At 60.3% G+C, this 25,084-nt stretch carries 19 protein-coding genes and 1 pseudogene; 14 read left to right on the forward strand and 6 right to left on the reverse strand.

Annotated features, from left to right (window positions below; translation table 11 throughout):
- Positions 1 to 142: 142 nt before the first annotated feature.
- Both IWY39_RS23825 and IWY39_RS23830 read right to left on the reverse strand, forming a co-directional pair.
- On the reverse strand, positions 143 to 7,213 hold the full coding sequence (locus IWY39_RS23825; protein WP_196871760.1) for an autotransporter outer membrane beta-barrel domain-containing protein: 7,071 nt from the start codon (positions 7,211 to 7,213) through the stop codon (positions 143 to 145).
- Positions 7,214 to 7,301: 88 nt separating this feature from the next.
- On the reverse strand, positions 7,302 to 8,762 hold the full coding sequence (locus IWY39_RS23830; protein ID WP_196871761.1) for a mannose-1-phosphate guanylyltransferase/mannose-6-phosphate isomerase: 1,461 nt from the start codon (positions 8,760 to 8,762) through the stop codon (positions 7,302 to 7,304).
- Positions 8,763 to 9,029: 267 nt separating this feature from the next.
- Here IWY39_RS23830 and IWY39_RS23835 point away from each other — a divergent pair, with 267 nt between their 5' ends.
- From IWY39_RS23835 to IWY39_RS23845, 3 genes are all read left to right on the forward strand, one after another.
- The gene (locus IWY39_RS23835; protein WP_095687609.1) at positions 9,030 to 9,953 is read left to right on the forward strand and encodes a replication initiator protein A; all 924 of its coding nucleotides are present in this window, start codon (positions 9,030 to 9,032) and stop codon (positions 9,951 to 9,953) included.
- Between the two features lie 653 nt (positions 9,954 to 10,606).
- The gene (locus IWY39_RS23840; protein ID WP_331274497.1) at positions 10,607 to 11,365 is read left to right on the forward strand and encodes a helix-turn-helix domain-containing protein; all 759 of its coding nucleotides are present in this window, start codon (positions 10,607 to 10,609) and stop codon (positions 11,363 to 11,365) included.
- A gap of 439 nt (positions 11,366 to 11,804) precedes the next feature.
- Positions 11,805 to 12,074 (forward strand): hypothetical protein, encoded by a 270-nt coding sequence (locus tag IWY39_RS23845; protein WP_196871763.1) that lies wholly within the window; start codon positions 11,805 to 11,807, stop codon positions 12,072 to 12,074.
- Between the two features lie 25 nt (positions 12,075 to 12,099).
- On the opposite strand, the gene IWY39_RS23850 is transcribed toward IWY39_RS23845, so the two are convergent.
- Positions 12,100 to 12,447, reverse strand: a complete 348-nt coding sequence (locus IWY39_RS23850) for a hypothetical protein (protein ID WP_196871764.1) — start codon at positions 12,445 to 12,447, stop codon at positions 12,100 to 12,102.
- Positions 12,444 to 13,142, reverse strand: coding sequence for a ParA family protein (locus IWY39_RS23855; RefSeq protein WP_095687611.1), 699 nt, complete (start codon positions 13,140 to 13,142; stop codon positions 12,444 to 12,446). The genes IWY39_RS23850 and IWY39_RS23855 overlap by 4 nt, the downstream gene beginning before the upstream one ends.
- A gap of 347 nt (positions 13,143 to 13,489) precedes the next feature.
- On the opposite strand from IWY39_RS23855, the pseudogene IWY39_RS24630 reads away from it, so the two are divergent.
- The 4 genes and pseudogenes from IWY39_RS24630 to IWY39_RS23870 all read left to right on the forward strand — a co-directional run.
- Positions 13,490 to 13,604 (forward strand): annotated as a pseudogene (locus IWY39_RS24630) (IS630 family transposase); the annotation flags it as partial.
- A 314-nt stretch (positions 13,605 to 13,918) separates the two neighbouring features.
- Complete coding sequence (locus IWY39_RS23860; RefSeq protein ID WP_196871765.1) at positions 13,919 to 15,556, forward strand: glycosyltransferase family 2 protein; 1,638 nt, start codon at positions 13,919 to 13,921, stop codon at positions 15,554 to 15,556.
- Between the two features lie 182 nt (positions 15,557 to 15,738).
- Positions 15,739 to 16,338 carry a DUF5672 family protein gene (locus IWY39_RS23865; RefSeq protein ID WP_331274498.1) on the forward strand — a complete coding sequence of 200 codons (600 nt, stop codon included), beginning with the start codon at positions 15,739 to 15,741 and terminating at the stop codon, positions 16,336 to 16,338.
- Positions 16,335 to 17,267 carry a phytanoyl-CoA dioxygenase family protein gene (locus IWY39_RS23870; RefSeq protein WP_095687620.1) on the forward strand — a complete coding sequence of 311 codons (933 nt, stop codon included), beginning with the start codon at positions 16,335 to 16,337 and terminating at the stop codon, positions 17,265 to 17,267. Before IWY39_RS23865 ends, IWY39_RS23870 begins: the two co-directional genes overlap by 4 nt.
- A gap of 13 nt (positions 17,268 to 17,280) precedes the next feature.
- On the opposite strand, the gene IWY39_RS23875 is transcribed toward IWY39_RS23870, so the two are convergent.
- The gene (locus IWY39_RS23875; protein ID WP_196871766.1) at positions 17,281 to 18,294 is read right to left on the reverse strand and encodes a hypothetical protein; all 1,014 of its coding nucleotides are present in this window, start codon (positions 18,292 to 18,294) and stop codon (positions 17,281 to 17,283) included.
- 116 nt (positions 18,295 to 18,410) lie between these two features.
- On the opposite strand from IWY39_RS23875, the gene IWY39_RS23880 reads away from it, so the two are divergent.
- From IWY39_RS23880 to IWY39_RS23895, 4 genes are all read left to right on the forward strand, one after another.
- Positions 18,411 to 19,640, forward strand: coding sequence for a Wzz/FepE/Etk N-terminal domain-containing protein (locus IWY39_RS23880; protein ID WP_231377901.1), 1,230 nt, complete (start codon positions 18,411 to 18,413; stop codon positions 19,638 to 19,640).
- A gap of 6 nt (positions 19,641 to 19,646) precedes the next feature.
- Positions 19,647 to 20,429, forward strand: coding sequence for an ABC transporter permease (locus IWY39_RS23885; RefSeq protein ID WP_095687615.1), 783 nt, complete (start codon positions 19,647 to 19,649; stop codon positions 20,427 to 20,429).
- Positions 20,426 to 21,073 carry an ABC transporter ATP-binding protein gene (locus tag IWY39_RS23890; RefSeq protein ID WP_095687616.1) on the forward strand — a complete coding sequence of 216 codons (648 nt, stop codon included), beginning with the start codon at positions 20,426 to 20,428 and terminating at the stop codon, positions 21,071 to 21,073. The genes IWY39_RS23885 and IWY39_RS23890 overlap by 4 nt, the downstream gene beginning before the upstream one ends.
- Before the next feature lie 181 nt (positions 21,074 to 21,254).
- Positions 21,255 to 22,091, forward strand: coding sequence for an IS5 family transposase (locus tag IWY39_RS23895; protein ID WP_107125139.1), 837 nt, complete (start codon positions 21,255 to 21,257; stop codon positions 22,089 to 22,091).
- A gap of 58 nt (positions 22,092 to 22,149) precedes the next feature.
- Here the strand turns inward: IWY39_RS23895 and IWY39_RS24635 are convergent, their stop codons facing one another.
- Entirely contained in the window at positions 22,150 to 22,491 is a 342-nt protein-coding gene (locus IWY39_RS24635; protein WP_443019974.1) for an immunity protein Imm33 domain-containing protein, read from the reverse strand.
- A gap of 126 nt (positions 22,492 to 22,617) precedes the next feature.
- Here IWY39_RS24635 and IWY39_RS24640 point away from each other — a divergent pair, with 126 nt between their 5' ends.
- From IWY39_RS24640 to IWY39_RS23910, 3 genes are all read left to right on the forward strand, one after another.
- A complete protein-coding gene (locus IWY39_RS24640; protein WP_196871767.1) occupies positions 22,618 to 22,920 on the forward strand; it encodes a transposase in 303 nt (100 codons plus the stop codon).
- A 138-nt stretch (positions 22,921 to 23,058) separates the two neighbouring features.
- Entirely contained in the window at positions 23,059 to 24,612 is a 1,554-nt protein-coding gene (gene istA / locus IWY39_RS23905; protein ID WP_107126060.1) for an IS21 family transposase, read from the forward strand.
- A 66-nt stretch (positions 24,613 to 24,678) separates the two neighbouring features.
- On the forward strand, positions 24,679 to 25,084 hold a 406-nt coding region (locus IWY39_RS23910; RefSeq protein WP_269208081.1), incomplete at its 3' end, for an ATP-binding protein.

Raw genomic sequence — 25,084 nt, forward strand, 5'->3', positions numbered from 1 at the left:
ACAATAAACTTGGTCTGCCGCAATAATCTTATTCAATATCGGGGTTGATGTCCTGTGGCCTATTGGCTGATGATTTAGGCTGTGGGTGTGAAATGACATGCTTTCCGGCCCGCCCCCCCGACAAGGGCGCGGGCCGGTCGCGTCAGAAACGGATGCGCACGCCCGCCGACGCGCTTTCACGATGGTCGTCCTCGCCACTCTGCGCATCGATCGTCGTGAAGAATTCGACGCCGCTCGTCAGGCGATAGGACAGACCCGCCGACGCGGTGCCGACCACTGCCGCCCGCTGCGCCCCGGTGGCGAGCAGGGTCAGCGGTCCGCCGGCATAGCCGCCGATGGCTTCGGTTGTGCGTCCTTTGATCTGCGCCCGCAGACCCAATCCGACAAAGGGACGGAACGCCGCGTCCGACGCGTCGGCCCGCGCGAAGCGGAAGCCCGCATCAGCAAAGCCCGAAACGTGACGATCGCGCGCGACATCAAGCGCGAAGACGCTGCCCGTCTCGCTTACCCGGTCGCGCACCGTGCGGACATAGGTGACGCCGACCTTGGGCGTCACGGCCCAGTCGCCCATCGTCGGAAAAGCATAGCCGACCGACAGGTCGCCCACCCAGCTGTGCAGGCCATAGCGGCCCGAAGCCGAACTGCCGTTGGGCAGCGCCCGGTCGGTCTGCGCGTCGCCACCATCATAGAGCACCGATGCCGTCAGCCGCAACCCACCCGCTGCATAACGCCCATGGACGCCCGCGACGAAGCCGTCAGTCTTGGTGCTGGCGCCCAGCGCGTCGATCCACTGGTGACTATCGAGATAGCCCGCGAAGGCGCCGACCGCCCAGTCGCGGTTCCCGATGCCCACGCCGCCGAGCAGACCATAACCCCGCGTACGCGCGCTCGACGTGCCGGCGTCGCTGTCGCCCGCCAGCCTGTGCCACTGGCCCAGCACCTGCCCGAAGGTGAAGGCATGGACATCGTCGCTGTCGGTGAAGGCAAAGCCCGGACCGCGCGCCGCATCGGCCAGCGTCAGCGCCTGGTCGACGCCCAGTTGCGTCGCGCTGGCATAGGGTTCGGGCGTCAGCCGCGTGAAGGCCGCCGGGTTCGATCCGCCGTTCGCCAGCAACAGCGAAGGCAGCGCCGCAAACAGCGGGCTGTTCGCCGCCTGCGTCGGAATGACGCTGTTGGCATAATCGACGCTGCGCGACACCTGCGGGTTGAACAGCGGGTCATTGAGGAAGCGGCCGAGCAGCTGGATGCGGTCGGCACGCTGGACGATGAAGCCGAACAGCGTGTCCGCTTTGTCGATCGTCGTATAGCTGCCCGTGATCCCGCCGCTCGCGATGATGAGGTCGTAGGAGGTGCCGGGCCTGATCTGCCCGTCCGCCACGATCTTGAGCGTCGAACCATTGGCGATCGTCAGCGTGCCGTTGATCATCAGCTGATCGGCGATCGTCGGCGTGATCTCGAACAGCGAGACGGAGCCGCTCGCCAGCGCGACATTGCCGTTGACGGTCATCGTACCGGGCGATGCGCCAGGGCTCAATGTGCCCGCGACGCTGATGTTGCCATTGACGATGCCCGCCGACCCGAAGGTTGCACCAGATCGCACGGCGATCTGGCCTGCGTGGATGACCGACCCGGCCAGACCGACAAAGCGCCCGCCGGTCAGGTCGATCGACCCGAAGCTGCCCGTTCCCGACAGGGTAGCAAAGCCCGCGCTCATCCCCAGCGCCTCGACATTAGCGACATTGGCGAAGGCGACCGGCGCTGCGCTGCCGCCGCCCGAAATCTGGATGCTGTCATTGCCCGCGCCGCCATCGACTGATCCGGCAAAGCCGCCCGCGATGGTGAAGCGATTGTCGTCCGCGCCGAAGATCACCGGCGCCCTGAGCGACGCCCCCGATGCGACCGCCAGGTTGGTGCCCACGTTCACGGCGTCATAGACATGCGCGTCCGTCAGGCTGAGCGTGCCAGTGCCTTCGCTGTTCAATATCTCGAACTCGGTCAGCAACGCAGCACCCAGCGTGCGGTCGCCCGCCAGTTCCAGCGTCGCGCTGTCGGTGCCTGCGCCGCCCGACACCGTGCCCGCCAGTGTCGCACCGGCGGCCAAGCGGAAGCTGTCATTGCCAGCCCCAAGGTCGATCGTCCCGGCCAGCGCCCCGCCCTGCGCGATGGTCAGCGACTGCGCGCCATCGCCAAAGCCGATGCTGTCGCTCGCCGCGCCCAGCGTGCCTGCGACGTCCAGCGCCCCGCCGGTCAGCGCGACCTGCTCGAAGCAGATGGCGCTGCCCGTCAGCCGAACCGGCGCATTGGCGGTAAAGCGCAGCAGGTCGTTGCCCGCCCCGCCATCATAGACGCCCGCTGCCTGGGTGGTGCCGAGCGCCAGCACATCGTCGCCCGCACCCATCATCGCCGCGGCGACATCGCCATCGACGCTGAAACTTTCCGCGCCGCCCGATCCAATGACGCCGCCCACGGCAAAGCCATTGAGCGCCAGCGTGAGGCCGGTGCCGTTTATCGCCACCGTCTGGAAATTCTGGTCGAGTGTCAGGGCGAGCGTCCCGTTGCCTTCGACCGACAGCCGTTCAAAGCCCGTGCGCTGGCCGATGCCGCTGCGGTCGCCTGCCAGCATCACGGTATAAAGGTCGTTGCCCGTGCCGCCGTCGACGCCGCTCGCCACGCTGCTGCCCGGTCCCTCGACAAACTGATCGTCGCCCCCGCCCAGCAGCACCGCGCCGCCGATGCGGCCATTGTTGACCACGCGGTCATTGCCCGCGCCCAGATCGACGGCGCCGGTGATGGTGCCGTCGTTCAGCACGGTTTCGGCGCCGTTGCCGCCCATGATCGTCGTCGGGCCGCTGCTCGAGAGCGTCTGCCCCGACGCCACCGTGACGGTACCGCCCATCAGGCCGATGCTGTCGAAGTTGAAAGTGCCCGAATAGGCGACCGCGCCGTTGCCGATCTGGCTGAAGCGTTCGAAGTTCAGGAACTGGTCGCCATTGACCGCCCCGCCCCGCGTCGCGTCGATGATCAGGCTGTCGTCGCCCAATCCGGCGTCGACGATGCCCGTCAGCACCGCGTCGGCGGCGTGCAGGAAGATGTCGTCGCCCGCGCCCAGCCAGACATTGCCTTCGATCCGGCCATAATTGTCGATCCGGTCATTGCCTGCGCCCAAGTCAATCGACCCGATGATCGATCCTGTATTGACGATGCGGTCGTCGGACGTGCCGATCACCTGGATCGCCCCGGCGAGGTTCGTCGTGCCGATCGCGGCGGCCAGCAGATCGTCGGCCGCCAGCAGCGTATCGCCCTGCCCCCGGATCGTGCCGCTGTTGGTGAGGTCGAGCGCGGTGTCGCTTACCATCAGCGCGATCGATTTCTCGCCCGTCGCCTCGATCGTCCCGGCGTTGCTGATCGTGCCGCTGACGCCCGTGCCGTTGCCATAGACGAGCAGGCCGACGGCCGGATCGGTATAGTTCACCTCGGTATAGATGAAGCCGGGATAGCTGTAATAGCCGTAGCTACCGGTCGACCCGTCGCCGCTCGCGCGGATCACGCCCTGATTGTCGATGGCGTAGCTTGCCGATGTCAGGTTGGCGAGATTGAGCGTCACGCCCGCCCCACCGACTGCTGACGACTCTATGGTGCCGCTGTTGCGCAACGAGACGGCGACCGGATTGTCGGGGGAGGGAAAATAGTCCCTGCTCGTGACGACCAGGCCGCTGTCCATGGCGTTGCTGATCGATCCACTATTGTCGATCGTCATCATCGCGGGCGTGTCGGCGGCGGCGAAGGTGGCAGAGATGGCCATGCCGCCATCGATGGTGCCACTGTTGATGGCGGACAGCCCGGTCAGCTCGGTGCCGTTCAGCGTAACGGCGCGCGCCTGCCCCGAAGAGGCGATGCTGCCGCTATTGTTGAACGTCAGAGCGGTGTTCGCCGCTTGTATCTGCACGGCGGTGGCGTCCAGCATAGCGCTGCCGATCGCGCCGTCGTTGGTGAAGGACTGGATAGTGCCACTTACGCCGCCTGCCATGGTGCCGCGATTGGTGAACGCTGCCAGCGCACTATAGGGCGTGAAGTTCACGCCATAGAATGGCAGGTAGGTCGAAACCAGGCCGTCGATCGTCGCGTCGTTGACGATCGTCCCGTCGCCTTGAATATAGACATCGCTGGCGATGTCGTCCGCCGCGGTCAGCGTCAGGACGGTATCGGCGCCCAAAGCTTGGACATAGTCCGCTTCGAAATTGATGCCTGCGTGGTTGCCGAGGGCGATCGTGCTGCTGCTGCTGCGTGACCGGCCATAGATGTCGAAGCCCGCGCCGCCGTCGATGGTGCCGCTGACGCCTGTCGTCTCGCCGGTCTGGAGGAAGAGATCATTGACCTGCCCGAAGGTCAGATTGCCCTCCAGCGTGCCGCCATCGGTGACATAGATGGCGGACGCATAGCTATAGGGTGACGCCGCAACATCACCCATGATCGCGCCACGATTGATGATCGTGGCGCCGTTGGACAGGTCGATGGCGGTCGCGCCGCGGATCGTGCCGCCCGTTTCGTTGGTGAGGCTGCCATAATAGCTGAGGCTGACGGCCGCGCCGGTGCGACTTGCGATCGTGCCGCTGTTGGTTACCTTCGACTGACTGTAATAGCCCGCGTCCACTGCCAGCCCGTCGACCTCGATCGTGCCGCTGTTGGTGAGCGTGGCAAAGCCTGTGATGCCACTCGCCCCGGACCCGGCGACATCAGTGATCATCCCGCTGTTCACCACATCCTGCGCGCCGGTGATGGCCGTGCCATTGCCATTCAGGCTGATCATGCCTGCATTGGAGACGGTGGTTCCGCCGAAAATGCCGCTTGCCGGATAATAGAGACCGGTAGCATTAGTGACGCTGATCGTGCCATTGTTGGTGACGTCGGCGGTCCCGGCCACGATGGCGGCAGTGCCGTAGCTGTAATTCTGCGTCGTCTTGCTGAGGCTGAGCGTGCCGTTGTTGACGATCGTCAAAGCGCGATCCGGCCCCGCCCCGCCGCCCGTCAGTTGGTCGGTCGTGGCGATCGTCGCATCGACCAGCGTGCGGTCGCTCGACAACAGGTTGCCATTCAATGTGACCGTTCCGTTCCCGGCAAGGCCCAGCGTGGTTGACAGCGGCGACGCCGTCGTCAGCGTCAGCGCGGCGCCATTGGACAGTTCATAGGACAGCGCCTCGAACCCGTTGGCAAGCGCCATCGTCGCGTTCGCGTCGGCCTTCACCCGATAGCGTAACGTGTCCCAGCCCGCGCCCGCATCGACGCCGCTCGCCGCGCCCGCCAGCGCCCGCTCCGCCGGCGCGTCGAGATCGACGATCAACTGGTCGTCTCCCCCGCCCAGCAGGATCGCGCCCGTGACGCTGCCGCCATTATCGACGAAAATATCGGAGCTGGAATCGTAGGAATAGGGCGAGGCCAGGTTGACTGCGCCGACGATCTGCCCGGCATTGGCCAACACCGACCCAAAGCCCCCGCCGCTGACGCCGCCCGTGATCGTGCCGGTGCCCGTGTTGATTAGCGTCCCGCCCAGCGCCACGCCCGTGGTGCCGCCGCTGATTGCACCGCTGTTGGTCAGTCGCCCGAAGCTCAGCGCCACGCCCGTGGTAGCGCCATCGATGCTGCCGCTGTTGACCGCTGTATTCGAATATCCGAGCGTGAGGCCCATGCCCCCGGTCGACCGGATGATGCCGCTATTGTCGATATTGCCATAGCTAACCGACGCGCCCGTCCCGCTGGCGGTGATGCTGCCGCTGTTCGTTAGGTTTGAATCGGCCGACACGCCCGATCCGCCATTGGCGGTGATGGTGCCGCTGTTGATGATCCTGCTTCCCGACACTGCATAGCTGCTGTCGTCCGACAGGGTCGCTAGGATCGAATTGCGATTGTCGAAGATCGGGCCATAGGCTCCGAACTGGGCCATGATCGCCGGGCCCACCGTCACCAGCGCAGCCTCGTTCACCAGCGTCCCCGATCCGCCGTAGCGGATCGAGGTCGTGGGCGTAAAATCGGCGGCCAGCGTCGCGATCGCATCGTTGCTGAGGAGAAGACCGAAGCGTTCGAAATTGGTCGGCAGAACGATCGTGCGGAACGTCGTGTCGCTGTCGATGCCAATTTCGACCGTATCGGTGCCCGCGCCGCCATCGATGCGCCCGGTGATCGAACTGATCCGGCCGCTTGTCGCATCATAGCGCGCCTGCAAGGTGTCGTCGCCAGCGCCCAGGATAAGATCGCCGTTGATCGTACCCGTGCGCGTGTCGATCGCGCTGCTTTGGCGACCTGTGGTGGTGACGATGACCGAGCCGTTGACTATGCCCGCATTGGAGAGGGTGATGCTGTCGGACAGTCGGATCGCGGTGCTGCTGCCGCCGATCGTCGCGCCTGTGGCATTGGTGATATAGGCACTGCCATCGCTGCTGATCGTCGGGGCCGATCCGCTCGAACGAATCGTGCCGCTATTGTCGATGTTCAGATAGCTATTAGTCGAGGCGATTGCGGCATTGCTGCCCCCGTCGATCGTGCCGGAATTGGAGACATACGACACTGCACCCGACATGCCGCCGATAAAGCCTGGAGCATAATTATAGACCGACAGTGTGCCAATGCCGGTCTGATCCACGACGATCGCCGGGCCTGCCGTCCCGCTGATCGTCCCCCAGTTGGAGATGGTAGCATAGATATTGCCGTTGCTGTTCCCCGTATCGAGCCGGATCAGGATACCCTGCGCGCCTGTCACCGTGCTGCCTTCCGCTACGGAGACAGAGGTGTTGGCCGACGGATAGGTCGTCACGGTCGATCCGGGCACGCAATAATAGGGCGTCGCACCTGAATAGGGATCGCATGGAACCGACATCGCCGGCCCGGTCGTGAAGAACAGCCCGGCCTTTCCCGTGCCGCCGTCGACCAGCCCTTTTATGTCGAAGCTCGTGTCGGTCGCGCGATTGATGATCGCTGCTGCGCTGCTGCCTGGACGCACAACGGCATCGGCTGCAACCACGACCCGGCTGCCACTGGTGGTGACGGTCAGGCCGTCGCTGTCGGTCCCGGTGCAGTCGGTGGTGCCATAGGCGGTTGTTGGATCGGGCGAGCATTGCGCATAGGCCGGTCCCGCCACCAGCATCGCCCCGAAAATCGCACTCGTCTGCAACGCACGAACCCGCACCCGCCGTCCACGCGACGCCTTCTCCTGAAACGACATGTCAGCCCCTATTAATGTCAACAGAACAGGCGTATGGGAGATAAATCATTCTGTCTATTGGATAATTATATCTTTAAATGGAGGCGGCTTACCCCCTCGCATATCTATCCTCATGCCGCACGATGTCATCCTCTCCCACATAAGGCCCGGTCTGTACCTCGATAAAGACAGTGGGGATGCGCCCAGGATTTTCGATGCGGTGCTGTGCGCCCACCGGAATGTAGATCGACTGGTTCTCGGTCAGTAGTGATATCGCCCCGTCCAGCGTCACCTTCGCAGTCCCCTCGACCACGATCCAGTGTTCCGACCGATGGAAATGGCTTTGCAGGCTCAGTGACTGGCCGGGCAGCACGGTGATGCGCTTCACCTGGAAACGCCCGCCGACCAGCAGGCTTTCGAACCAGCCCCAGGGGCGGTGGTCCTTGGGGAAGGTTTCGGCCTGCGTCGATCCCTTACGTTGCAGTGCCTCGACCACTTTCTTGACGTCCTGCGTGCGCGACTTGTCGGCGATCAGCACTGCATCGTTCATCGCCACCGCAACGATGTTGTCGAGGCCAAGGCCGACGATCTCCAGCCCTTTGGTTTCGGACCGCAGCAGCGAATTGGTACAATCGATCGCGGTCGCGGCGCCGGACAGGGCCACGCCATCGGCATCAGGCTGCATATGTTCCCACACCGCGTCCCAGTCGCCCAGGTCCGACCAGCCCGCATCATAGGGCACCACCGACAGATTGTCGGCGCGCTCCATGATCGCATAGTCGATCGCAACATTGTCCGCCCTGCCCCACGGCTCTTCGGCCAGACGCAGGAAACCCAGATCGCCTTCCGCCTGCTCTACGGCCTGCCGCACCGTCGCGAACAATTCGGGCGTATGGCGCTCGAACGCGGCGAGGATGTCCTTCACCGCAAAAAGGAAGATGCCCGCATTCCAGAGATAATTGCCTGTCGCCAGCATTTCCTCGGCGCGCGCGGCATTGGGCTTTTCGACAAAGCTGCTGAGCGCGATCGGCTGCCCGGACCCGTCGGGGCGTTCCCCGATCTCCAGATAGCCATAGCCGGTTTCGGCGCGCGTGGGCTGAATGCCGAACGTCACCATCTGCCCTTGTGGGATCGCCACGAGACCCTTGCCCACAGCCTCGTGAAAGGCGGCCTTGTTGGTGATGACATGGTCGGACGGCGCTACCAGCATGATCGCGTCGGGCTGTTTTTGCGCCAGATAGAGCGCGGCTGCCAGAATGGCTGGCGCGGTGTTGCGTCCTTCCGGCTCGATCAGGATGGCTTCAGGATCAATGCCCTCCTGTGCCAGCTGTTCGGCGATAATGAAGCGGAAGAGCGAATTGGTGAGCACCATGGGCTTGTCGAAATGCACCGTCCCACTCGATCCCGACATCCGCCGTGCCGCATCTTGAAACAAGGTGCCTTCGCCCAGCAAAGGCACGAACTGCTTGGGATAGGATTTGCGTGACAGCGGCCACAGGCGCGTGCCCGATCCGCCGGCAAGGATGACAGGCGTGATGGATGGGCCGGATAGAGCGGAAGTCGTGGCCATATATGTTCTAAATCCCTTCGAGCCGCCTTGAGCCTTAGCGCTTGCCGAACAAACTCTGTTGCTCAAACGCGGGGGCAGGGTTTTGGTGCAGCGTGCAAAGAATTTTCGCAAGCGCAACAATTGGAGCAGGAGGATAGCTGATAGCCATCTTTCTGCTATCCCTAATTCGAATGGCGGCAGCCAGCAGGGTATTAGGTTGATCAGTACATGAATTCGTGCTTTCGAGTAGAAATAGTCATTATGGCTCAATCGCGCTAAGGCCCTCCCATGGCCAACCTACAGCGCGAACTCTTTCAGCTCGACAGCCCCCTCATGGGCGAGATTCGCGGCGAGCGTTCGCTGATGGCCTTTCCCTTCTTTGCGTTGGCGAAGAATGCCTGGATGAAGCCGCTTACCTATGCGACGCCCACCGTCACGATCGAGGTGCGCCCGTCCGCGCGCGGGGTCGCGACGATCTACGACAAGGAAATCGTCCTCTACATCGCCAGCCTCATGGCCGCGAAGATCGAGGCGGGGATGGAGGTGAGCCAAGATTTCACTTTTACCGCGCACGACTTGTTCACCGTCACCGGCGCCAATCATTCGGCGCGCACCTATGCCCGTCTGTCGGACGCATTGGAGCGGCTTCAGGGCACGCAGATTCGCACCAATATTGAGGCTGGCGGCGAGGGCGAGGAGGGTTTCTTCTCTTGGCTGTCCGAAGCACGACTACAATATGCGCGCTCGGGAAAAGGCGAAAAGCGTCTGAAAGCCGTGCGTGTGCGGCTGTGCGACTGGCTGTTTCGCGCGATTTTGCGCGACGGGCAGGTGCTCGACTACGCCCACACCTATTTCCAGCTCGGCCCCATCGAGCGGCGCATCTATGAGGTCGCACGCTCGTCCTGCGTAGAGGGCGAGCCGCTGGAGATCGACCTTGATCTTTTGCGCCACCAGATCGGTTTCCAGAACCCGCTGCCCAATTTCCGCATCGCCATGCGTCAGATCGCGGGCGCCAACATCGTCCCGGATTATGACATCCGCCTGGTCGAAGATGCCCCCGCCCCGCCGCCTCCGCAAGGCGAGGAGCGCAAGGCCGGGCGCCGGGCCGCGAGCGCGCGCGTCATCATCACACAGCGTCCTCCTGCCCTGCCCAACGGCAGCGACTGGGACGGGGTCGGGAGGAGTGCGCAAGGCGCATCCGCCGACAGCTGACACCTCAGGGCCAAGCGCTTGCGATTCGCGGTACCGATTCGGATCGGCGGCGAATTCCTACTCGAAAGCACGAATGATACGAGGCTATTCCTACTCAATGGCACGAATGGTGAACATCCATTCCTACTCGAAAGCACGAATTGGACCCCTATTCCTACGCGAAAGCACGAATGATTTTCCGCATTCCTACTCGAAAGCACGAACCGCAAGCCCTTTCGGAATAGGAGATTAGCTGCAATCATGGCGCTGCGGCCGCCCTCGCGACGGCTTGCGGCTATGGCCGGCGTCCTGTCGGCGAAGGATCAACGAAGGGGCGGCTGTGACCACATAAAAGAATACCCGGCACGAAGGCCGGGCATCCACTGAAGTTTGGAGCGACGTCGCCAAACGTCGAACCGGGCGCCTCAAAAAAGGCCTAACACCCCCCTCTCCTACTTCAGTTTCCCTACGGTTTCAAGGATGCGCGCTTCGCGCCAAGCCTTCTTTTTGTCTGGTGACGGCCTTCTGCAATGGAGGGACGAATGGGAACGCTTGCCTTTAGCGAGGCGCTGCTCGGCGCGCTGGGTGGTCATGCTGTACGGGCGCGGAGCCAGAATGGGTCTGGAAGCCCGCGCAAAATCCGATCCGGCGCTCCCCACCCCACTGGCGCCCCGGTGCTGCGCGACAGCGTCGAGGAGGGGACGTTCGAGCATCTCTTCTTCACAGCGCCAGCCAAGGGGGAGACCGACCGGATGCTGCGCGCCGCGCGTCGGCTGCTCGATGCCGGGCGCCAGCTGCGGCGCGAAGCGCGGGGAGGCGCAGGGGCCGAGGCTCGCACCCTCACCCCTGTCGAGCGCACGCTGACCACCTTGACCGCCGCGAGCGTGCGCGTGCTTGAGGAAATTCTCACCCTCGCCCGCCTCAACCGCGGCCGCGTCTTTCCCAGTTATGATTATCTCGCCGACGCGACGAGCCTTGGCCGGGCGACCATCGCTCGATCGCTCAGAATTCTGGAGAGCGTCGGCTTTCTCGTGCGCCAGCGCCGTTTCAAGCGCGTTGAGGGCGATGGCCCCGGCCCGCGCTACGCCCAGACATCGAACGTCTATCGCGCCTTCCTGCCCGATCGCCTTGTTCGCTATCTGCCGCGCTGGATGCGCCCCGCCCCCCTCCCCGACGATGTCGTCCAGCGCGAGGCCGATCGGCAGGAGGAGCTAGCCATCATGCGTACCAGACTTCCCGAGCGCGAACGACACAAGGCGATGGAGCAGGGCGCGCTGGCCAAGATTCTTGCTCGACTTGAGGCGGCGCTCGATCGACAGGACATAGGAACGGAGCGTGAGTCTCAAAACCATCCTGAACCGCTAACCCAGTCTTATATAAAAAGAACAAACAGAGTTGGCCTAGACGGCCAACAAGCAAAAATTCGTGGATAAGGACGCAAAGCAAGCCCACCAACGCACCGGTCTCCCAACCCGCAAACATCGAACGCACCGCTTCGCGGCGCGAATGCTCCCCAATGGGAGCAGGTGGCTTGGGCAGTTGTACCATTCGGGCGATATGCCTGACGTGAGGAGGCTATCCGGTAGCTATCGGATATCGCTTTATATAATAGTCGATCCTACAATTGCAGCGTGGCACCCCGTCATGCGAGATGAGCGAAGGACGGTAGCGGTGCGGAGGCCAAACCGAACATCCTTTTCCAAGGCCGCAAGAGCCGTTGATAACGTCGTGCATGAGAGGGAAGCGACTATTGAGCGTCCATGTGCAGAAATTTCCTTAAACGGGAAAGGATCTGCCGACCGATCGAACGCTAGTTACCTGCCACTGTCATTTCGCTTGACCGTCCTTGTCGTTCCGGCGAGCAATCATGTCATGATCGTAATCGAAAAAGCCGCCCGCGCCCTCTGTCGGACACAGGGCCAGGATGACGCCGCCCTCGTCGATGGCAACCCCGCCTGGCGGGTCTATGTGCCCCACGTCATGACGGTACTTGCTGCGATCCACGAACCCAGCCAGATCATGAAAGAGGCGGGTGCCGAAATCGTCCGCCATGTAAGGGAGGGCGAGTCCGACTATGCGCACCAGAGCGATGCCGCCAATGTTTGGCGCTTCATGATCGATGCGATGCGCCGGGATATCTGACGGTTAGGCAATAGCTATCGGATAGCTACTTGATATCATTTGCCAATGCCGCCAAGGCCCGTTCCAGCACTGCGCCGAGCGGCACCCCCATCTTGTCCGCGATCCGGTAAAGCTCCTCGATCGTCTCTTCGGTTGCCTTGATGTTGATCTGCCGGTTGCGCCCGGTCGTATGCCGCCGCGGTGCGCGCCCAGGTGTTGGGGCAGGGGAGGGGACAAGCGTTTCCGCTGTCTCGCCCGCGCCCGCATTTCCCGCCTTGCGGCTTGGAAAACCGGCATTTTTTGCAATCGTCTCGATCGCGTCGGCAGGCACGGGCTTGGCCGCGCCGTCGGACGCGAAATCATCGAGGTCGCTGAAAGGATTGGCCCGGCTCATGCTGTCATATCCTCCTGTCGTGCGCCCTTGCCCCGGCTCTTGCGCAGCTGCTCGATCACCTCGACCGCGAACTGTTCGGCATTGGCGATCGCCTTGTCGAGATTGGCGACTTCCTTGGGATCGAGCGTTTCGAGCGTCTGGCGGAAGGAGAAGATCGCCCGGAACGCCTCGCGCTCATGCAACTGCGTCGTAAACATTGGCACGCCCGCGTCGGTCAGGCCTCCCTGGATATGCCCCATGGTCCGCGTGCGGATGATGGGACTGGTCCGCGATAACAGCACGCCATAGGGCACCTCGCGCCCCGTCATCTTCTCGTGTTGCTTGAGTACCCGGATCGCCCGGCTCGCCTGCTCGGCATCGAGCTGCGATCCCTGCATGGGGATCACCACCAGGTCAGCCTGGCTAACTGCGAGCAATACGATCTTGGCTGCCGTGCCTTCCAGGTCAACGATGACAAATGGGGTTTGTGCTGCCGCCTCCTCGATACGGTCGAGGATATTGTCCTCATCGACATCGGCCACGATCGAGAGATTGTCGGGGAGGGCGGTTCCCTTGGCCCAGGACGCGATCGGATGATTGGGATCGGCATCGATCACCGAAACCTTGGCGCCGCGCGCAAGCTGCGAGGCAAGCAGGAGGGCGGCCGTGGTTTTCCCGACGCCGCCTTTTGGGCTGATGAAGGCAATGGTAGGCACAGAAAAATATCCTTTCGGATATCATTTAGCTACCAGATAGCGACCAAGCAATCAGATATCTATCGCATTTATCTCGTCGAGTGGAGCAGTTGGCGCCGACATTGGCTTTGTGGGCGGCACGCAAGTACATCTTGCTCAAAAGTCGCGCAGTGCATTGGCTGAGACGGGCCTTGACGGTTTCGATTGATGATATGCCCAGTCCTTTTTTTGCGGGAAGTAAAAGACTGGGCATATCATCTAGCAAGATCGTCACGACGTCCTGAGTCAGCGCCACGACTGGGTAGAGTATCACCTTCACCTCGATTTTGAGGCGGGACGCCACACACATAGCCCGCAGCTAAGACCCTTCTAGGTTGCGAACGGGATACCTCCATGGTCTCCGCAAGACCACCACGCTGGTCGCGGGCCTTTGCAGGCGGGCGATGGTCGCACCCATGGTGCTAGGCTGTGCCATTCTGGTTCTAAGCCTATATGGCTCAGGTTTTCCTGCCCAAACTGCAGTCCGGCGACGTCGTCTCTGCTCCTTCAGGTCCAGACATCCGACACGGAGGCATGGCTGACTGTTAATTCGGACGGCTGCGGATTTTGAAAGCAGGAGGCATCTGGAAGACCAGGGCTACGCAGAACAAGATTGAGAGATATAGCTATTTGATAGCAAATAGATATCATAAAGCTACCTGATAGCTATCAGGTAACCTCTTTGCGCATTGAGGCGAACATGTGGCATGTCATCTACCTCTTGTCCGTGCCGACAATATCGCTAACGCACCCGGTTCATGGAAGCGAAGAGGTCAGAAGAATATGGCGCACGGGTGCGCCACGCCGGGCTGGCGCTGGCAGTGCATGCCGACGCCTTTCGCGCTGCGCCGCGCGCCTATCTCACCGCGTGTTGGTGGTGGCTAAAGCGCAAGCGGGTGCGGGCGCGCGCGCAATTCGCGACTCTGCTCGGCACCTCGCCACGCGCTTATGCACTGTGGGCGCTGCGCCGCACACGCGCAGAACGGCGCCAAACTAAAGAAGACGATAGGGCGGCTGAAGCCGGCGTGCCGCCAATCGTCGCGCTCGTCGATGCTGGCGCTGACGAGAGCGGGCTGGACACCACGCTACGCAGCCTGGCGGGCGAAGGAATAGAGGCGCTTGTCATCGGTCGCCAAGGCCCTGCCGACGCGCTGATCGACTGGAGTGCTGGTTGCTGGGCAATGCCTATCACGGCGGGTGACAGGGTCGCGACGGGCACGGCCAGCGCCTATCGCCGGGCTGTGACAGAGGCGGGCGAGGATGTACGCCTCATCTATGCCGATGATGACCAGATCGATCGCTGGGGCCGGTTTGGCACCCCGCACTTCAAGCCCGACTGGAATTCGGAGCTTTTTAGGCATTTTGACTATCTGACCGGAGCCTGCATCCTGCGCTTAGGGAAAGATGACTTGGCGGCGGCAAAGGCGGGAGACTGGGCGCGGCAGTTGGTAGCGCGCGTGGCGGGGCAGGGGACGCCTGTGCATCTCCGGGAAATGCTGCACCATCGCTGTGTGCGCGCCGCGCCGATCATACCCGCGCCGATAACCACATTTGCGCATGATTTGCCGCCTGTCAGCGTCATTGTCCCGACGCGCAATCACGTCGACCTGTTGCGCACTTGTGTTGAAGGCGTTGCGACGACCGACTATCCCGATATCGAACTGATTATTGTCGACAACGACAGCGACGACCCCGAAACCCTTGACTATCTGAATGCGGTGGGCGGGACGACGCCTGGGTTGCGCGTGAAGATACTGCGTCATGCCGGTCCATTCAACTATTCGGCGATTAACAATCGTGCGGCTAAAGTCGCTCATGGGCGACTGCTTTGCCTGCTAAATAACGACATTGAGATGACAGAGCCGCGCTGGCTGGCGACAATGGTATTACAGGCGCTACGTCCCGACGTTGGTGCGGTCGGTGCACGGCTCCTCTATCCCGATGGGCGGGTTCAGCATGCCGGCGTCGTTATCGGCATGGGCAATGCGGCGGGCCACGCCCACCGTTTCTTGGTACCTATTGAAGAGGGCTATTTCTATCGCCATGCCTTGCCGCAATTCACCTCTGCCGTGACCGCCGCCTGCCTCCTCGTACAGCGCGAGCGCTTTTTTGCCGTCGGCGGCTTTAACGAACGCGATTTCGCGGTTGCCTTCAACGATGTGGATCTGTGTTTGCGCCTCAATCAGCGCGGGTGGCAGTCCTTCTACGAGCCGCGCGCGACGCTCATACACCATGAATCCGTATCGCGCGGGCTGGATCGTGACCCAGTGGGAGCGGCCCGCTTTGCGGGTGAACTAGCTGCCTTGCAGCGGCTCTGGCGGACCGACAGCGTCACCGATCCCTTTTCCCACCCTGAACTCAGCCGCGTGACCGAACGCTTTACAATAGCGATGTGAACATGGCTTCCACCGATCCCAAGTCCCGGCTCGCGCTAAACCAGGTCACGCTATGCGCCGCGACCTCGGTCAATGTCGCCGTCACAATCCGCGCGCTGGAGGCCTGCCTCGAGCAGGTCGATTTTGCCGCCTGCAAGCTGTTCACCCATGAAAAGGTTACGCCCGATCATCCGGCTATCATCGTGGTGCCGATCGCGCCCCTGCGTTCCTCAGCAGCCTATTCCGATTTTATGCTACGCCATATGGTCGATCATATCGACACCTCGCATTGCTTGGTCGCACAATGGGACGGGCATGTTCTAGATGCTGCGCGCTGGCAGCCGGAGTTTCTCGACTATGACTATGTCGGTGCCAGTTGGCCGCAGTTCGATGATGGTTATGATGTCGGCAATGGGGGGTTTTCCCTGCGCAGCCGGCGCCTGATGATGGCTTGCCGCGAACTGGGCTTCGCGCCGTCGCATCCTGAGGATATAGCAATCGGGCGGATCAACCGTGCCTGGTTGGAAGAAAGGGGCATGCGCTTCGCCCCGCGCGATATCGCTGACCGGTTTGCGGCCGAGCGCGCCGGTGATATCGCACGGAGTTTTGGCTATCATGGTGTCTGGCATATGCCGCGTACGATCGGTGTCGAGCCTTTCTGGCGCCTCTATCGCAAGCTAGATGATCGTAGGACGATTCAGCATGATTTCACCGCAATTTATCGAGATATAGGGCAGGGGCGAGGGGGGCTGGCCCGAAGGATGCGTCTGCTCTTTGATCAAATAGGAAAATGCAAGTCGTGACCAACCCGTTTCCTGGCCTGCCGCTGCTCGAATCTCCGCTTTTTCCGAAACTGTGCGAGACACAGGGATGGAGTGAGGAAGAGATACGGATCGCCCGTGACCTACATGCACAGGGCTATGCCGTGCTGGATTTTCCTGACGTGGAGATTGATGCCCGGATCATGCGGATTCAGCAAAATCTTGGCCCATGCTATGGATTGGATTTCGCCAATCCTGCCAGCGACAAGACGATCGGCGAACGACGTGTGCAGGATGCTTGGGTCTTCGACGAAGATGTGCGCGCGATAGCTGCCAACCAGAGCATTATCGACCTTTTAAGCAAACTCTACGGCCGTGCCGCCTTCCCGTTCCAGACATTGAACTTTCCCGTTGGCACGCAGCAGGACGCGCATTCGGATTCGGTTCATTTCTCTTCCTTGCCAGAACGTTTCATGTGCGGCGTGTGGCTGGCGATGGAAGATGTCGGCCCCGACGCTGGCCCGCTCTTCTATTATCCTGGCTCGCATAAATGGCCGATCGTCACTAATGCGCTGATCGGACGGCGTGGATTTGGAAGTGATTTGAGGTCCGCGCAGGATCCCTATGGTTCGGCCTGGCGCGCCTTGTGCGAGGCCTACGGTGCACAAGAAGAGGTGTTTTTGGCAAAGAAAGGCCAGGCATTGATCTGGTGCGCGAACCTGCTGCACGGCGGCACTCGCCAAAACGACCCTAGTCTGACTCGCTGGTCGCAGGTGACACATTATTATTTCGACGACTGTATCTATTATACTCCGGCCTTTTCCGATGAAGCGGTGGGGAAGCTCGCCCTGCGCGAGATCGTTGCGATTAGCGACAAGGCACCGCGCGCGAACAGTTATCTAGGGGAGACATTGAAGGTCGATAGGACAAAGCCATCCTTCAAGCAAAAAATAGCTTCCTATTTCAGATGACGGAAACCGGATGTCAAAACGACATCCATTTTTCTCCGTCGCATTTGACATGGGATTTATATCGTCCTCCCCCGATTTTTACCATTTGACCCCATGCACTGATCTTGTCCCTAAGATCTTGGACAAAGGCAATCGATCCGGCGCCCTCGCCACTACCGCAAGGGGGCAGATCGGCAAAATTTGTCGGCGCAAGGTGGACAATCTGCGAATAAACGTCGCTATAGCGGCTCTGCGGGCTGCCGATCCGGCTTTTGAGATCGGATGTCGGGGCGATATCCTTGCCAATCATCGCGCCATTATCAGCGCGGACATAGAGCGCGGCATTGCCGTCCGGATCGATCAGTTCGAAATAGTTTTTCCAATTGGCCTTGTTCAAGCTGGCGCTTCTCAAGCCGGCTGAAAGCCCGATTCCTTCCGACGCCTGCAACACCAGGCCATATTCCCCGCCGTCACGCGGATTGACCACGCCGAGTTGCGTCCTGACTCCACGAACGGGCTGTCCTTGATCATTGGCGACGAAACTGTGGGATTCCAATGTCGCCGCGAAACCGTCGCGGATGCCGACATTGGCGAGCATGGCGGCGGCATCCCCTTTTGCCTGTCGCACGAATATGCTCATGCCATCGGCTTCCCCTGTCAAAGCGGATTTTGGCCAACCGGGACGGATGTTAACCAGCGATAAGGCATAGCTGCCGCTGTCGGCCGTAGAGGTGCCCTGGCTGGAAGGCGGGCCTTGAGCTGCGTCCGAAATCTCTATGGTGCGGCCGATCTGCGCGGCTTTCCTGTTCCCGGAAAAGACGATGCAATCACGCAAGGGGGGCGTCGCGCCGGTGCCGTCGGGAGCGATATTAACAAGACCGCCAGCACGTGACGTTTTATCTTGCCCGGAACATAGGCTTTCATGCGCCGCTGCGTTGCGTTCAGCCGCAGCGGCATTTCCCGGAGAGGCGTCATCCATCACTGCATATAAGATCGCTGGCAACGCTAGGATGAGGCCTGCCTTCCAGACAGTCGATTTGGGCTTCATCCTAATCTCCAAGGCTCGTAAAGGGTGAAAGCAAGGATCGTTACAAACATAAAGCGAGAAGGGTCCGAGCGACACGGCAAAAGCGACCAAAGACATTGCTTAGACGCGACACACCCTTGTGGGCTGGCGCCAATCTCAATAAGCAAGCCGTCTGCCAATCGCCAGACCTTCAAGATTTGGAAATCATGCATCCTTCAACAGATATGCCCGTAGAAGCTGCCGACGCGCCCACGAACGGCTTTGTCAGAACGCTACGCCGCCGGCGGTGGTTCATCCTGTTCGTCATTGTGCCCGTCATTCTGGCGACAATCTATTATGGTTTTATCGCTTCGGATGTCTATCAGTCTGAATCGCGGTTCGTAATAAAGGCGCCCTCTCAAAAACAGGCACAGACATCCACTATTGCTAATATTATTCAATCGACAGGTGTTTCCTCTGGGCAGGATCAAGCCAAGGAGGTGATGGACTATATAAACTCCCGCGATGCGCTGACCGATCTTAGCAAGAAAATCGATGTCCGTTCTATATTTTCGAACCCGGACGCTGACATATTCAGCCGCTATCCCGGACTTTTCTTGGATGATAGCTTCGAGGATATGTATAAATATTATAAGAAGATGGTTGATGTCAGCGTTGATCATGATAGCAACTTGACCGTTCTTCGGGTCAAATCCATCACCTCGAAAGATGCGCATGATCTCAATGCTGGTCTGCTGGCCCTAAGCGAAAATCTGGTGAACCGGTTGAATGGCCGTTCGCAGTCAAAGGCGATAGCCGAGGCGGAAAACCGGGTCCAGAACGCCCAGATACGGCTTCGTAATGCGCGGTTGAGACTTCGTGAATATCGCAATTCGAGCGATGTCATGGACCCGACGATCGAGGCCACCGGTGTTCTCGAGATTTCCAACAAGCTTGTTAGCGAACAGGCCGCATTGCGCGCGCAGCTTGCGACCATGCAACGGATAACGCCGGAAAATCCTACCATCCCGGCACTGCAGAGCCGCATCAACGCCATTGGTGGGCAGATTGCCGCTCAGAACAGCAGGGCAGTCGGCACGGGCGATGGGCTGGCGTCCAAGCTTACCCAATATGAAAATCTTCAGGTCGAGCAGGAATTCTCAACCCAGATGCTGACCATGGCAAGTGCTACCCTCGAACAGGCACGCAGCGAGGCGCTCAAGCAGCAATATTATCTGGAAACCATCGTTGAACCCAACAAGCCCGACGTCCCGGCTTATCCCAAGCGACTTCAGAATATCCTGGTCGTCGCGGCGGGTGCCTTCGTACTGTATCTTATTGGCTGGATGCTGATCGTGGGTATTCTCGAGCATTCTCCAGAGGACTGACGGCCCATGGACAGAATCCTGAAGGGTTGGCAGGTTCAGCAGCGGGTTATCATCGCCCTGATGATACGTGAGTTGATTACCCGCTTTGGCCGGGAAAATATTGGTTTTCTCTGGATCATGGCGGAACCGCTGCTGTTCGCGGTTCTGGTCGGCATTGGCTACACCTTCATGCTCGGCGATACCGAACATGGGGTTGGCGTGATCGCATTTATCGCTAGCGGCTATATCCCGCTGACTGTCATGCGTAATTCATTCGGGCGGGCGGTGAACATATTCTTGGTCAATGGTGCCCTTCTTTATCATCGCCAGATACGCATCCTAGACTTCATCTTCGTGCGCTTCCTGATCGAAATGATCGGTGGGATGATGGCCTATTTGTTCGTCGCTATTGTTTTGGGATTCTTGGGATTTTTCCCCATACCTGCCCATTTTGGCTATCTAATTGGTGGCTGGTTTCTCTACATGATGTTTGTGCTGGCTATGACGTTAGTCATTGCACCACTTTCCGAAATATCCGAAGCATTGGAAAAGTTGCTGCCGGTTACTGTCTATATCGCAATCCCCTTTTCCGGTACATTCAACATGGCGTCCTGGCTATCGCCTGCCGCGCGCGACGTTGTCTTATGGTCGCCTTTCGTCCATGGCATGGAAATGATGCGCTACGGCCTGTTCGGCGATGCTGTGAGACCCTATTATAACATATGGGTTCCGCTGGCCGGCACCGCGATCGTCGGCATGATTGGACTGATGCTATGTCGGCATGTTCGCCGGACTTTGGTGGTTGAATGATATCCTGCACAAATATTAAGAAAAGCTATCGCGTTGGTCACCGATCCAAGTCCGTGCTCAAAGGCGTTAACCTGACTATCGCACCTGGCGATCGCATTGGTTTGCTCGGTCGCAACGGCGCGGGCAAGTCTACCTTGATAAAATTGATCGGCGGCGTCGAAATGCCGACATCCGGCAAGATCCGCCGAAAGATGACATGTTCTTGGCCCTTGGGCTTTAATGGCGGGTTCCAGGGCAGCCTTACCGGCTATGACAATGCCCGTTTTATCGCGCGCATATATGGACAAGATTATGTAACGATGCGACGTTTTGTCGAAGAATTCACCGAACTTGGTAAACAGTTGAACATGCCCGTGAAAACCTATTCATCCGGGCAGCGCGCAAGGCTGGCTTTCGCTCTTTCACTCGCTATCGAATTTGACTGCTATCTGATCGACGAAGTCATTATGGTTGGCGACAAGAATTTTCAGGATAAATGTCGATATGAATTGTTTGAGAAGAGACAAGACAGGTCGATCTTGGTCGTATCCCACACAACCGATATAATAAGAGAATGTTGTAGTCGCGTCTCAGTCATTAAAGATGGACTATTGTCTGAATATGACGATGTTGACGAAGGTATATCGGTTTATGACAATCTGTGAACGTTGAGGTTAATTGGTCGTGAATTTATGAACGGTTGATCGCCGAATGCGGAGAGCGGCTGTTCTGCTTGGTGCCTAAGAGCCTGATCCGAAATTAAGTTGAGTGGTATCAGCGGGTTAGCTTGACGGCGTGCCCTGTCGTTGATTCAGCGGTTTTGCGACAAACCAAAGGAAATCAACGATGTGGACCGACACCACTCGGGCGCAGTATGCCCGTGCGGACTTGGCTTTGCCAAGCGATTTGACCGATGCCGAATGGGCGCTGCTCGAGCCGTTCTTTCCGCCGCCCTCGCATGTAGGGCGTCCGCGCAAGTGGCCGCTCAGGCGGATTGTCGAGGCGATCCTGTATCTGTTGCGTGGCGGCCTCCCGTGGCGGATGCTTCCGCCGTGTTTTCCGCCGGTCTCGACGGTGCGGCGTTGGTTCTATCTGTGGCGGGACAGCAGGCTGTGGTTGTCGTTAAACCATACCCTGCTGCTGATCGGGCGCGAAGCTGCAGGCCGCCAGGGCTCGCCCAGCGCCGGCGTGATCGACAGCCAGAGCGTCAAAACCACGGAAAGCGGCGGGCCACGGGGTTATGACGCGGGCAAGAAGACAAAGGGGCGCAAGCGCCATATCCTGACGGATACCGACGGCAATCTCGTCCATGCCGTAGTCCACACCGCCGACATCCAAGACCGTGACGGCGCTCCGCTGGTGCTGGCCGAGATCATCAGGCGCTTCCCGTGGCTGCGCCATGTCTTCGCCGATGGTGGCTATGCCGGTGACAAACTCAGGGACGCGCTGCGCCGGATCGGCAAATGGACCATCGAGATCGTCAAACGGTCGGATGCCGCAAAGGGGTTTGTCATTCTCCCGCGACGCTGGGTCGTCGAGCGAACCCTCGCCTGGCTGAACCGCAATCGCCGCCTCGCCAAGGACTTTGAACAGACCATCGCATCGGCTACCGCATGGCTCTTCATCGCCTCGATCCAGCTCTTCGCACGCCGCATCGCAAGGCCATCAAATCACGCCCGATAATTTTGAATCAGGCTCTAAGAGCCTAGGCGGCGTGGACAAATTCGGGATGCATTGACCTCTACTGTTCGAGAAGGGTGTGGTCAGGCCACACATCCTCATGGCCGGGTGCGGTCATGAATCGCCATCCCGGAGGTAAGGCTAAGAATGGCAAAGCCGCAGGGCAGTCGTCTGCAAGATGATGAAGATGTAGCGGTTTGAAGAGGTCCGCCGCATCTGACCACTCCCCTGACCAGATGAACCAACCTGATGTGCCGCTTTGGGGTTCGTGGCGGAGGCCATGTAGTGGCACCTCGCCTCGCAAGGCGCTGTCTGATATCCCAACCTTCATCGCACCATCCGGTGGCGAGAATGCGGCGCCGTAACGCTCGCAGATATCCACTTGGGCTTGCTCCATGAGCATAGATTAGCGAACGGATGACCGCCTGCATATCGGCTCGGCGTAGACCAAGGATTTTCGTGCCGACGTGCAAAGCGAGATTGACCCCGGCCACTCAGGTTGATTCAAGGCTGTCTTTTGGAGGCAGGCTTGAGCAGGGGCGATCTCACCGAAGCGGAATGGCGTGTTCTGAAGGGCTTGTTGCCCATAGAGCGTGAGAACCGTAGTCGAGGCAGGCCGCCCGAGCAGAGCCGAACGATCATAAATGGCATCCTATGGCGGCTTCGCTGCGGCGCTCCGTGGCGCGACGTGCCGCCGAAGTACGGTAGCTGGAACACAATCTATCGGCGGTTCAGAAGATGGAGCGAAGCCGGGGTCTGGGAAACCGTGGCCGTGACGTTGGCCGAGGTCATGGTGCGTGTTTCGGAAAATTCCGGACAGTTATTTCACTAAATCGCGGACAGGCATTTCAGTAAATACGGGACAGTGATTCCGCTAAATCCCGGACAGGGTTTGGGACAGGATCAAGGTTAGGTTTTGTGATGCGCCGCTCTGGCATTGTTGCTCCTCATCGTTGCGATGGGAGGGGTGATGCCAAGGCGGAAGCAGACGAGACGAACCGACGTGAAGGACATGCGATCGATCCTCCGGCTGACCTACGATCAGGGTTTGTCGGTACGGGCCGTGTCAGAGCGGCTGAAGCTTAGCAAGACGACGGTGTCGACCTATTTACTGCGGGCGCGCGAGGCTGGGCTGACAGGCTGGCCGTTGCCGGCCGGCTACGACGACGACGCAGCGATCGAACGGCTGGTGTTCCGCCGTGTCGGCCGCCCTCCTCAGGATCTGGGCGAGCCGGACTGGCCAGTGGTTGCGCGGGAGATCAAGCGCAAGGGCGTGACGCTGGTTTTGCTGTGGCAAGAATATCGGGCTGCCCATCCCAATGGCTATGGCTATACCTGGTTTTGCGATCGGTTCCTGTCCTTCCAGCGGCGGACCCATGTCAGCTTTCGCAATCGGTATGAGGCGGGCGCCGTCCTGCAAACCGATTATGCCGGGCAGACTGTGCCGCTGATCGATCCTGTGACGGGCGTCATCACCCAGGCACAGATCTTCGTAGCGGTGCTGGGTGCTTCATCCTTCACCTTCGCAATGGCCAGCTTGAGCCAGCAGTTGCCGGACTGGATCGACGCGCAGTGCCGGGCATTGGCCTTTGTTGGCGGCGTTCCGCGCGCGATCGTGTGCGACAATCTGAAAGCGGGCGTTGCCAAAGCGCTATGGTTCGAGCCCACGCTCAGCGCGACCTTTGCGGCGATGGCCGAGCATTACGATACGACGATCCTGCCTACCCGGAGCCGGCGGCCGCGCGACAAAGGAAAGGTCGAGGGCGCAGTGTTGATCGTGGAGCGCTGGATCCTGGCGCGGCTGCGCAATCGGCGCTTCTTCAGTCTGGCGGATCTCAATGCCGCGATCGCGGACTTGCTGGTTGATCTCAATGATCGGCCCATGCGCCATGTCGGCAAATCCCGTCGCGCAATCTTTGACGAGATCGAACGGACGGCATTGGCGGCGTTACCTACGTCGGTGTTCGAATATGCCGAGTGGAAACGCGCCAAGGTCCATCCTGATTATCATGTCGAGGTCGACAAGACCTTTTACTCCGTGCCGCACGGACTGATCGGCCGGCAGGTCGATATCCGCCTGACGCATCGAGTGGTCGAGATCTTCTACGATCATGCGCGGGTCGCCAGCCATATGCGGACATCGCAGCGCCGTGGGCACGTTACCGTGAATGAGCACATGCCCAAGGCGCATCAGCGCTATGCGAATATATCGCCAGCGAGCCTGATCGAGCGCGCCAGGAAAACCGGTCCTAACACAGCGACGTTCGTGGAAAGGCTGATGATCGACAAGCCACATCCCGAGCAGGGCTATCGCTCCGCCATGGGCGTCCTCTCGCTGGCCCGGCGCTACGAGCGCGATCGGCTTGAAGCCGCCTGCGATCGAGCGCTGGTGATCGGCGCCGTTACCTACTCATCCCTCAACGCCATCCTCAAGGCCGGGCTCGACAAGATCCAGCCGACAGCGGGGCCGCTCAAACCAACACCGGCGCACGACAACATCCGTGGCGGGTCCTATTATCAATAATGAAAGGACGATCTTGTGCTGACGCATCCTACCCTTGATCAAATGCATAGCCTGGGGCTAGCGGGCATGGCGGCCGCGTGGCGCGACATTGCCGAGCAAGACACCGCTGGCGATCTGACCCGAGACGAATGGCTCGGGCTCATGCTGGACCGCGAGATCGCCACTCGCGCCGATCGACGGCTGACTAATCGTCTTGCCAGCGCGAAACTGCGCTTTGTCGACGCCTGTGTCGAAAATATCGACTTCGGGGCGCATCGCGGACTGGATCGCCGCAATATCCTCTCGCTCGCACAGGGTGCCTGGCTCAAGGCAAATGAGAATCTCATTATCACCGGCCAAACCGGCACGGGAAAAACGTGGCTGGGATGTGCGTTCGGGCGACAGGCGGCGCGCCAGGATCACTCCGTCTTATATCTGCGCATGCCGCGCCTGTTCGAGGATCTTGCACTCGCGCGCCTCGACGGTCGCTTCC

Origin of the sequence: Sphingobium sp. JAI105, assembly GCF_015752145.1 — a bacterium.
Taxonomy (GTDB): Bacteria; Pseudomonadota; Alphaproteobacteria; order Sphingomonadales; family Sphingomonadaceae; genus Sphingobium; species Sphingobium xenophagum.

Bases quoted from the DNA above. Each gene is read 5' to 3' on its own strand.
- IWY39_RS23830 (WP_196871761.1), bottom strand. From the start codon at position 8,762: ATGGCCACGACTTCCGCTCTATCCGGCCCATCCATCACGCCTGTCATC.
- IWY39_RS23890 (WP_095687616.1), top strand. From the start codon at position 20,426: ATGATATCCTGCACAAATATTAAGAAAAGCTATCGCGTTGGTCACCGA.
- IWY39_RS23860 (WP_196871765.1), top strand. From the start codon at position 13,919: ATGGAAGCGAAGAGGTCAGAAGAATATGGCGCACGGGTGCGCCACGCC.
- IWY39_RS23875 (WP_196871766.1), bottom strand. From the start codon at position 18,294: ATGAAGCCCAAATCGACTGTCTGGAAGGCAGGCCTCATCCTAGCGTTG.
- IWY39_RS24635 (WP_443019974.1), bottom strand. From the start codon at position 22,491: ATGCTCATGGAGCAAGCCCAAGTGGATATCTGCGAGCGTTACGGCGCC.
- IWY39_RS23835 (WP_095687609.1), top strand. From the start codon at position 9,030: ATGGCCAACCTACAGCGCGAACTCTTTCAGCTCGACAGCCCCCTCATG.
- istA (WP_107126060.1), top strand. From the start codon at position 23,059: ATGCCAAGGCGGAAGCAGACGAGACGAACCGACGTGAAGGACATGCGA.
- IWY39_RS23885 (WP_095687615.1), top strand. From the start codon at position 19,647: ATGGACAGAATCCTGAAGGGTTGGCAGGTTCAGCAGCGGGTTATCATC.
- IWY39_RS23850 (WP_196871764.1), bottom strand. From the start codon at position 12,447: ATGAGCCGGGCCAATCCTTTCAGCGACCTCGATGATTTCGCGTCCGAC.
- IWY39_RS23895 (WP_107125139.1), top strand. From the start codon at position 21,255: ATGTGGACCGACACCACTCGGGCGCAGTATGCCCGTGCGGACTTGGCT.
- IWY39_RS23845 (WP_196871763.1), top strand. From the start codon at position 11,805: ATGATCGTAATCGAAAAAGCCGCCCGCGCCCTCTGTCGGACACAGGGC.
- IWY39_RS23825 (WP_196871760.1), bottom strand. From the start codon at position 7,213: ATGTCGTTTCAGGAGAAGGCGTCGCGTGGACGGCGGGTGCGGGTTCGT.